The following is a 10,114-nucleotide window of genomic DNA, read 5'->3' on the forward strand; positions in this document are numbered from 1 at the left end:
TGTAATTTCATGAATGGGTCACTTCCTTTATATATTTTGTTATGATTGATTTATTAGTACTACACTCAGTATATGTCTTAATTTTCAGAAAATAAAGTACGCACTTTATTAGCATATGGTGATAAATATAATACTATTGAGAGTTCCTTATAATGAAAGTTGAGTTAAAGATGGAAATAGTCCATTTGAAAATTCGTTTAAAACGTATTGAATCGGCTTAAATCAATCAAAAGAAAAATCCTTCTTTTAAGAAATCAAAAGAAGGATGGACCTTTTTCTTATATACACTTAAGCGATGTATTCCTCAACAGGAATATCCTTCGCTTCTTCCTTAACATAATATTTCCCTTTTGTTGCGATCGCCACAATAATTGTGACGACAAAAGCAATAATAAAGGAGAAGAACGCCGATGTATTTTGTAAGAACGTTCCCATATAACCAAATCCGGCAATAGAACCTAGTATACTCGCTACTACAAATGCAACGACTCCAACTGGATTCCATCGAAATAAATTATTTTGGCGATGTTCATAATACGTCGGTCCAATTTTTAATACTTTTTTCACAATGAATGCGTCACTAATTAAAATCGCGGCCCATGCCATTAGAAAAATCCCTTGAGCAATTAAGACACCACTTAAATGATCTAATATACCAATTAACATTAATACAATGGAAGTTACCCCAGATATAACGACCCAAAACGGTCTTCCTGGTTTGAATTTAAACACATTTTCAAAAAAGTTAGATAGAGATAATGATCCACTGTATAAATTCGTAATATTAATACGAATTTGAGTCAAAATTGTAAAAAATACGCCGCCGATACCAAGGAGTTGAACCATATAAACACCAGGATTCGCTTCAGCCATCCGTACACCAAACCAGATCCCTATTAGACCCATGATGAAAAAGCAAAGGAGTTGTGGGAAAAATCCAATAATATACTTCCCTAGTTTCACATCATCTTTTTTCAGGAATCTCGCATAATCAGATGCAAGCAAAGCCATCAAACCTAACAATCCATTTTGCATCCCGATGCAAAGGAGCAAAGCGGTTCCTCCAAATTTCACTCCATCTGGAACATAGGTCAAGAAGTTTCCATCATAAGCAGATGGTTTAATAAAACATACAATCAAAGCAATGGCTAACATGATAATAAAGATTGGTAATGTGAATTTTTGTATTTTATCCAGTTGCTTAATTCCAAACCAGTTTAACGGAATAACAACCGATCCAAAAAATACAATTAATACCCACATTGGAATGGATGGGAGAAATTCATTCACAGCATAAACCATGAGAATTCCTTCAAATGCACAGTACATAATAAAATTGGAGGCATAAACAAGTGAAGTTAATGAAGCACCGATATAACCAAATCCTCCACCTCTTGATAATAGGTTTACATTCATACCGGTTTTGGCGGATAAATAAACAATGATTGTACTAATGATTCCGGCTACAACTGTTGCATAAATCCCTGACACTAACGCATTCATCGCTCCAAATTTTATGGCCATAACGCTTCCCATTTGAAAAAAGAAAATCGCTGTAGAAATTCCTAAAGCGATGTTTGCAACGCTTAGTAAACCCATATTTCGTTTTTCTGTTGGTACTTTACTTAATGAGTAATCATCTTTCATTAATTCTTTTTCACTTTTTCCCTCATTACCTGTTACATTTATTGATCCACCAGCCATAGTTTCATCTCCTCTTGGAAAAATATAAGAATATTTCGAATTATCAGTTAATTGAAATGGTACGAATCACGTCATAGTATGAAAATGATAAGTTCAAATAACAGTGAACTTTTAACTAAACGATTAGGCTTCCATTTCAGCTTCCAATTGTAATAATGCAAAATAACTACGTGTTGTTTCGCTTGGCTCGATATTACGAGTGAGCATTTTTAAAGCATTTGCAACTTCAATTCGGCGATACGTTTCTGTTACACGACCATTTATCTTTAATGATTCCCGTCTTTGGAACAGCTCTTCCATAACGTCATTTGAAAGACCTTCTGACATTTTAATTGTGTCTATTACATTTTTCTCAGCTGCTTCACAACTCGTAATTTTCACATCACTATTTTCAATGCGACCTGTCGGTGAATAGGCTAACGCTGTAACAATACGATGTTTAGCAGCATTTACAGTTTCTTTTAAAAAAGTAGGCTCAAGAAGATCCATATCTTCGACGAGCAAGCGCGTAATACCGCGGTCATTAATAGCCTCTAATATTTGCTCAGGATCATCTTCCACGATAACCTCTTTATGCGGTGGCCATATGTCCATCCAATAATGTGTCATATACTTTTCACCGACATGAAAGACAAAGAACTCGGGATAAATAAACTGTTGCCCTGGTTCAACCCCAAGATTCGGTCGGAAAAAATCATAAAATCGCGTAAGCGCTGACATCAACAAGGCACTTGCACCTGTCCCTCCGCCAACTTCTCTGACGACGACCCCGATGCGATCATGTTCGTTGTAACCTGGAAAAATATCTTCTAATAGAGCTTTCTGACCATTCAGCTCAAAATCAAAATCTTGATAGCTCATGGCATCTACCGTATGCATGGTTTAATAACCCCTTTTCGTTTCATAGATTATAAGAACACTTAATTGGAATATCTCTATTTTTTAGATAGGGAAGGAAATATGGCTCCATGTATTTACCTTGAGATTACATATTAAGTATTTGTCGAATTAAGTTTAACTTATGCTTACTTTACCACGTATTGGAATCGCTTTCTTTTTTGAAATTTGCTCAATAAGTGAATGATTTATTTTCTTATTTGAGAAAACAACCTTTATTCCCACCATTCTACAAGAATATTCAAAGTTTTCCGATTATTAGAGAGAAAAGTAACCCGTTTGCGCAGCGCTTTCATTTGTGCAAACGGGAACATCTATCATTCGACTTTGAATTCTAGTTAAACGATCGATTATGCAAAGATAGGTTCTGGCAATCTGTGTGCTACATAAGTTGCTACACCATCACATTCAGGGTGGAATGTAACAGTAGTACCAGCGTTGATGATAACTACATCACCAGCTTCTGCTACCATTCTGTCAGCCCCTTGATCATCACTAAGGATAAATTGACCACTAACAACAGTTTTAATTTCTAAGTAATCATATTTAAAATCAAAGCCTTTTTCAGCTTTTTGCATGGCATATAAACCTAATGTTACAGCACCTTCAGCTTGAGTAATAGGAATATCAATAATTTGGCTTCTTACTTCTGGGATTCCTAGTATCGCGTTAACTTCTTTTAGTTCTGTAGTACCTGCTTTAATTAATTGTAATCCTGGACCTTGACTTAAATAAGTATAGTTGTCTTTTGTAGCTGTTCTGCTCATTTGATTCACTCCAATTATTTTTATTAGTTTTATTTGAATATTCTATCTTTTTTTAATTCTAGCATTATTAAATGATATTTACTTGCTTATGTTCCATCATTTTTGTCGCATTCAACATGCGACAAAAATGATGATCGTGCTGTTTCTAATGCAAAGATAGAAGGGTATACTTAGACACTAGCAGCCATATTACTTTTTAAAATATATACAAAGCCATCTTATATCGACTACGTATGCCTGAATTTAACTCATTTTATCCATCTGATTAAACAATATTGTTGATATGTTCCACTAGTTCATCATAACCTTTCATATCCGTGAAAGACCTAAGCGAATAGCAAACTTTATTGGGTACCGTTTTTTGCACAACAGAAAGAAACTTCTCGTGACAAATAATAAGGTCTGCATATTCAGGAATATCGCTAATAGAGGCATTTCCAACTTCTATTGTCAAATTTGCTTGTTTAAGCTTCTTATTTAACATGGAAGCTCCCATTGCACTTGAACCCATTCCTGCTTCACAAATAAAAACGATGTTTTCAAGCTTATCTATATTGGAAAATGATAGAATAATTTCCGTCTCACTTCTTTCTTTATTCATAGATGGATCAGTCATTTTATCCATCAGCTCTTTTGTGATTGGTTTTTCATCTTTTTCTACACGTTGAAACTTTACATACTCACTATTTTCCAATAAAAGAGGAGAATCTGGCACTCGTTTTAAAAGAATCACACTGCAAAAAAAGGTGGCTATAGCTGAAAGCAATATACCTAAAATGATAAAGAGAATATCCTCTTTTGGCGCCAGACCTATAAACAAGAAGATACTGGCTGGCGATGGAATAGCGACAAGACCTATATCAAACATTTGAAATGTAAACACCCCAATCATTCCTCCTACAATAAGTGGAATAATTAAAAGTGGATTCATTAAAACGTATGGGAAATAAACTTCCTGTACACCACCAAAAAAATGGATAAAAACAGCTAGTTTTGCACCATTCCTTTGTTCAATCCCCATTTTCAACCAACAAGCGACAAGAATACCTAGTCCTGGACCTGGGTTTGCTCCTAATACGAAAAAAATAGATTTACCGAGTTCTTCTGCTTGCTGAACCCCAAGAGAGCCTAATACGCCAAAATTGATAATATTATTTAAAAATAGTACCTTTGCAGGTTCAATGATTGCGGCCGTCAGTGGGAACCAGCCTGAGTAAATAATGGTTTCTAATAGCTTTGTGAGCCATTCCACGACAGCAGAAAATGTTTGTCCTACATAAAAAAAACATAAAATCGTGAGTATCGTAGCAATCATCGCAGCTAAGACATTACTAATAAGTAATTCATATCCAACACCGGGTAATTTCTTTTTTACGATATGATCAAGCTTCTTTATTAGCCAACCTGTTAATGGTCCGATAATCATGGCTCCTAAGATGGCAGGAGTAGAACTTGATAGTATTAATCCATATGTCACGATGGAAGCTACAACAGCTCCCTGCTGTCCCCCTATTAATCGCCCACCTGTATAACCTAATAAAATAGGTAAAAGAATGTTATTAATAGGATTCAATAAAAGTAAAATTCTATCATTATACCACCATCCATAAACCCCAAAGACTCCTTGAATGATTCCTGCGACTATAATGACCGCAATATTTTGGTAAACGATAGCGCTCAACAATTGGCCTAGTTTCTTCATCAGATTCACGCAGGAAGACCTCTGATTCAAACACAGAACAGGCAACGCCCAGTGTTAAACAGAGGAGGAATGGCGCTAACGCTAGCAATAATATCTCCTGCACTTCCTCCTTTCCGTAATAGAATAGGTAGAGGAGAAAACCGTTGGATGACTGATGTAAACCATTAGGTCAGTAAGGTACTCCTTTGTTTGTTGACAGCTTAAAGTAGGGGCCAAAAGCGTTCGAATTATCAAGAAGTTGACATTCCCTGAATCTCCTTTATGGAACGTGCTGCTTTCTTTTCATATACCTCCGATAATACAGCTTCCAACGAACTGTTCACGACATCTGCCGTAGATTCTCTTAATACGTTAATAAATGATTCTTCTATTAACATGGAACTGATCTTACTGATCATTTCTATATGCTCTTTTGGCGCCCCCTGAGGTGCCGCCAATAAGAGTACAGTTTGAACAGACTGTTGTTCTTCATCATCAGCAAAAGGCCATAAAATAGGTTCTTTCATTCGAAAAACGGCAACAAGCAAGTTGTTTATTCCTTCTGACTTAGCATGAATCATCGCCAATTCATCTATTACGAACCCTCCTTGCTGCTCACGTTCTTCAAGATCTTTGGTAAGCTTCTCAAAATCACTTACTTCCTCAATATCTTTAATCCCACTAAGAATGCTAGGTATCGTAACAGGAGGTCGTACATAAACATCATTATAGACTTTTAAATTTCGTAAAATTTGCATCATACCTTCCCCACATTTTGCAAGGGACATGACAGAAGATGATTTCCCGTTCGTATTTTGTACATTCTTTTGAATTGGCTTTGATGTATTCACTTTGAACAAGGCATTTTGAATTCTTGATAGATCTTCTTGTTTGAGAAACGGGCTGACAATGACGACATTATTATGTTTCACAAAAGGAAGGTTTATTGTCGTAATCAAAATATCCACTTCCGCCTTTTCCTGCAGACCTCCTTCAAGCTCATTCATCGAGACAACTGCTTCTACTTTCAGATTCGGCATTTCAATACGTAGCCTTGAAGCCAGATATGTGGACGTTCCAAGTCCACTAGAACATACAACAATGGCTTTATACTCACTTTTTGAAGTGTCTTTCTTCCGAATAAGCGCAGCTCCGATGTGCATCGCCAAATAACCGACCTCATCGTTTGGAATTGGGCCGACCGTTCTATTTGCTAAAAGCTCACACGCTTTCTTACATGCAGAAAACGTTTCCGGATACATTTCTTTAATTTTTTCGAGCATCGGATTATGTATTTGAAGCCCGTATTTTAAACGGGTAAAAGCTGGTGCAAAATGGGAAACTAACCCATCAAAAAGAAGTTCATCCCCATCAAACGATTCATCTAGATGGTATTCCACTGCTCGAATAAAGCTATGTGTCAATTCAATCCAAGTAAATTCTTCTTTTTCATAGTTGTCCCTTTCTTTTCTGTTAGAAAGGCGGGCCCCTGATAAATGGAGAGCAATATAATTCACTTCAATTTTAGGTATTGAAATGGCAAGAACAGTTTCAAGTCGATCAACAATTTTTTCCGCTAGTGAATAGATTAATGGATCAAATTCAGAGTCTTGAGATACAATAGACATATTGGATGTTTGAATAACCTGTCCGCCTTTTATTCTCTCGACTGCAAGCATTAGATGAACAATTAGATTTACATAGTTCCGGTCTGTTAATTCGATATCTTTTTGCTCTTTTAATACTTGGTGTACAACACGCTCAACATCCAAGATGTTATGAATTTGAACAAATTTTAGTAAACGATTTCGAATCATCATACCTAACTGATCTAGCACCTCTCCCCCTCCTAACTCTGTCTTTTTATGGAAAAGTTCGAGCCATTCCTCGAACATTATATCCTTGTGGAGCAACCTGGACAACATCGTCCTTCGCTGCTTTTCCTGCCCATTGATATATACGCCAATTCCTGGCGTTCGAATGAGTGAAATCCCCCCTTTTTCAAGCCAAATACTCACCTTGTCCAAATCAGAGCTGACAGTTCCTTCCGTAATCCCGTACTTTTTACTAAACACAAATTGCTTAATCGGTTCTTTAGAAAGCAATAAATCATAAGTCATTCCATCCTGCCGTTCTTCTGGGGAGTACGCGGAAAACGTTTTCGCATGTTCTATGTGTTCTCTTAACCATCTCTTCCCTTCCTCTGATCCTTTCAATTCAAAACCGTCACCAATTCGTTTCCCTACTTTTAAATCGTAGGCTTCTAAGATAGGTTTAAGCGCTTTCATTTCTCTTTGAATTGTTCTTGTACTTAATTTAAACATTTCAGATAACTCGTTATAAGTAATAGGTTTGTTAGCTATTAGCAGCGTCCTTAACAGCTCTTTTTGGCGAGAATCTAAAATAGGAATTTGTTGTTTCACTTTGTTTATCTCCCTCCAAATATATCATTCTATTTATAGAAGGCTATACGCTGGCAGTCAAAAGAGTGACTTCCTATTGTTGCGTTGACTATGAAAATTAGAGAGTAACGATAAAGAGGACTTTCCCTTAGTCCCTTAATAGTTGACCTTTACTTGTGAGACGATTTTACTGTAACAGAGTTGACTTCTCCCACGCCTATAGGCAGGCTGTCGCCCTTGGTGGGTTTTCTCGTTCGGAAAAGCTATAACGGCAAATTCCGAAAATTCATTGCATAAAACAACCATATTGATGTTTTATTAAATCTTAGCTTTCACTTTTTTACTTACATGATCGGGGACCCAAGTCGTCCATACTTCTTCATATTCTTTTAAAAACCATATAGCCGCCTCATGTGTAGTTGTATCATATTTTTTCATGTAAGCTAAATAGTCAGTCGTAATGGCACTGCTTATAGAATAGTTGCTTAAAAACGCAAAAACTTCTGGTACTTGGTCTGGCAACTTGTTGTGAACAGCAATCGTTAATCTTTGTGAAGGGAACTCTGTACGGTACCCATTTAACCAATCTTTTTCATTGTATGGCGCATCTTTCAGTTCGATAATATCATACAATTCGGCCGTCCATGTTGGTGTCCAAATGTAGCCTACCCACGGCTCACCCTTCTCATAGGCATTAATGAATGTTTTATTTAATGCTGGCTGAGTAACTGATTCAGTATAATTGAATGTTTTGTATAACCCGTAGTTTTTCATTTTTTCTCGAAACACTTTATTAGCATTCCATTCTGGATTCGCCCCGTAAATACGTCCTTTATTTGGATCATCCGGATCTTTGAAAATTTTCCAATATTCAGGTAAATCATGAATCGATTTCAAATTAGGGGCTATCGGTTCAATACCACGCTCGGGGTCCCCTTCAATAACATAGGTTGGAACATAAAGGCCTTGCCGCGTACTTTCTGAGTTTACAGATGCTTCTATAATATCACCATTTTCAATGGCAGATTTATATTGTATCGGGTAGCTTCCCGCCCAAATCTCCATAAAAACATCCATACTTCCCGTACTTATCGCATAAAGTGAAGCTGTTTCAGATCCTGGAATTAGTTCTGTTTTATACCCATAACCGTTTTCAATAATAATTCTTGCGATTTCATTGTGTATTCTAATACTATCCCAACCTGCATCCGCAAACTTAATTGTCCCAATTGCTCTAGTAGGTACGATAGAGCCATTAGAATTGCTGCAACCAGCAAGGACGAACGATGAAATAAGAGTTATTATGAAAATGAAGCTAATGCTCTTTTTCATTGAAATCTCCCTCTACCTTCATACTATCTTCATATAACAGCGCTATCATTCTTCGTAATTCATGAAGATAAAGCGCAATCCTTACACAGAAGCTTTTTGATTGAAGAGATGCCACCATATCCTATTAGTTTATTATATACCTAATATTCTATAGATTCAGAAAATTTTTTTAAAATTTCATTGAAACGATAATGTAGTAACTTAAAAAATGAGCAAAAAAGAACCAGGCGTGTATGAAGGTTCGTTACAAGGGGAAAACCGTACCAGTTACGGAAAGGGGACGTTGTTATCCGATGCGATAGTAGCGTCTTTTTGTTTCGTAAAGGAGTCGTTGAAAGATTTCAACAACAACATTGAACAATGGACGATTGAATACAAGCAGCATTTTACCACATCTGAACGGATCGACTTAAAAACGCTTAATCCGATATGCAGCTAAAGTGCCGGGCATTTCAACGGCCAAGATAAATACGATTTTTCCAGCCATCCCGACAAGGCGGATGGATACGAGATAAGTAGAGCCACATTTAAGCGAATGACATGCAAAAAGCAAAGAAAATCGGTTTGCTGACCGTCAAAGAGACGGTTCGTTCTAATATGTCGCAGTCAAGCAAATAGAATGAAAACAATTCAAACTGTTTTCAACGTAAGCTCCTAAAAGGCAAGGAAAAGAAGGCTATCCTTCTTTTCCTTGCCTTTCTAGTAAGCTATCTAATACTCATCTGAATAGTTACAAACTTCTTTAGTAAGATAATTATGAAAACACCCTATAGTGCATAATAAGCTACTATAGAGTGTTTAATAAAGTCCTTACTAGTCAGCTATTTCTTCTAGTAATTTCTGAAGAAGAGTTTAATCGCTGATTGTCTCTTTATCAATTACATAAACGTTGGTTCAGGCAGACGATGTGCTGTATAGAAAGCGTCACCATCGCTTTCAGCATCAAAAATAATAGGGATATTAGGAGTGAAAATAATGACATCTCCTGCTTCAGCTACATATTTGTTACCTTGCTTGTCACGCAAAACAAATTTACCTCGGTGTACAAACTTCACTTCTAGAAATTCATATAAGAATTCAAACTCTTGTCCCGGCTGCATAGAGAAGTATCCCATTGAAAGGGCATTTTCAGTTGAAGTAACTGGAACATCAATAATTTGGCTTTTCAGTGCCGGAATTCCTAAAATATCATTCAATTCTAGCTTTTTATAAGTACCTGCCTTAATAATTTGGACACTAGGTTTTTGGCTTAAATATTTGTAGTTAGTTGCTGCAGTTGATTGGCTCATTCGTAACACTCCTCTTCATTTTTTTATTTTGATTTTTGTTAA

7 protein-coding genes are annotated in these 10,114 nt (G+C 36.5%); all 7 read right to left on the reverse strand.

All coding sequences use genetic code 11. The annotated features are described in order from the left end of the window. Window positions 1-288: 288 nt before the first annotated feature. The 7 genes from V179_RS0105345 to V179_RS0105375 all read right to left on the reverse strand — a co-directional run bounded on the left by V179_RS0105345 (window position 289) and on the right by V179_RS0105375 (window position 10,072). On the reverse strand, window positions 289-1,704 hold the full coding sequence (locus V179_RS0105345) for a purine-cytosine permease family protein (RefSeq protein ID WP_028390612.1): 1,416 nt from the start codon (window positions 1,702-1,704) through the stop codon (window positions 289-291). A gap of 123 nt (window positions 1,705-1,827) precedes the next feature. Beyond that, window positions 1,828-2,583 (reverse strand): hypothetical protein, encoded by a 756-nt coding sequence (locus V179_RS0105350; protein ID WP_028390613.1) that lies wholly within the window; start codon window positions 2,581-2,583, stop codon window positions 1,828-1,830. Window positions 2,584-2,951: 368 nt separating this feature from the next. After that, a complete protein-coding gene (locus V179_RS0105355; protein ID WP_326929534.1) occupies window positions 2,952-3,407 on the reverse strand; it encodes a cupin domain-containing protein in 456 nt (151 codons plus the stop codon). A gap of 226 nt (window positions 3,408-3,633) precedes the next feature. Continuing rightward, window positions 3,634-5,070: a PTS transporter subunit EIIC gene (locus tag V179_RS0105360; protein ID WP_034300727.1), complete on the reverse strand. Its 1,437-nt coding sequence runs from the start codon at window positions 5,068-5,070 to the stop codon at window positions 3,634-3,636. Window positions 5,071-5,300: 230 nt separating this feature from the next. After that, on the reverse strand, window positions 5,301-7,472 hold the full coding sequence (locus tag V179_RS0105365) for a BglG family transcription antiterminator (protein ID WP_028390616.1): 2,172 nt from the start codon (window positions 7,470-7,472) through the stop codon (window positions 5,301-5,303). Between the two features lie 297 nt (window positions 7,473-7,769). After that, window positions 7,770-8,783 carry a glycine betaine ABC transporter substrate-binding protein gene (locus V179_RS0105370; protein ID WP_028390617.1) on the reverse strand — a complete coding sequence of 338 codons (1,014 nt, stop codon included), beginning with the start codon at window positions 8,781-8,783 and terminating at the stop codon, window positions 7,770-7,772. Window positions 8,784-9,661: 878 nt separating this feature from the next. Beyond that, the gene (locus V179_RS0105375; RefSeq protein ID WP_028390618.1) at window positions 9,662-10,072 is read right to left on the reverse strand and encodes a cupin domain-containing protein; all 411 of its coding nucleotides are present in this window, start codon (window positions 10,070-10,072) and stop codon (window positions 9,662-9,664) included. Between the last annotated feature and the right edge of the window lie 42 nt (window positions 10,073-10,114).

Origin of the sequence: Bacillus cihuensis (assembly GCF_000504145.1) — a bacterium.
Lineage (GTDB): Bacteria > Bacillota > Bacilli > Bacillales > DSM-1321 > Peribacillus > Peribacillus huizhouensis.

What these genes read in the sequence shown, in the direction of transcription:
- V179_RS0105345 (WP_028390612.1), bottom strand. Translation starts at nt 1,704, where the DNA reads ATGGCTGGTGGATCAATAAATGTAACAGGTAATGAGGGAAAAAGTGAA.
- V179_RS0105350 (WP_028390613.1), bottom strand. Translation starts at nt 2,583, where the DNA reads ATGCATACGGTAGATGCCATGAGCTATCAAGATTTTGATTTTGAGCTG.
- V179_RS0105360 (WP_034300727.1), bottom strand. Translation starts at nt 5,070, where the DNA reads ATGAAGAAACTAGGCCAATTGTTGAGCGCTATCGTTTACCAAAATATT.
- V179_RS0105370 (WP_028390617.1), bottom strand. Translation starts at nt 8,783, where the DNA reads ATGAAAAAGAGCATTAGCTTCATTTTCATAATAACTCTTATTTCATCG.
- V179_RS0105375 (WP_028390618.1), bottom strand. Translation starts at nt 10,072, where the DNA reads ATGAGCCAATCAACTGCAGCAACTAACTACAAATATTTAAGCCAAAAA.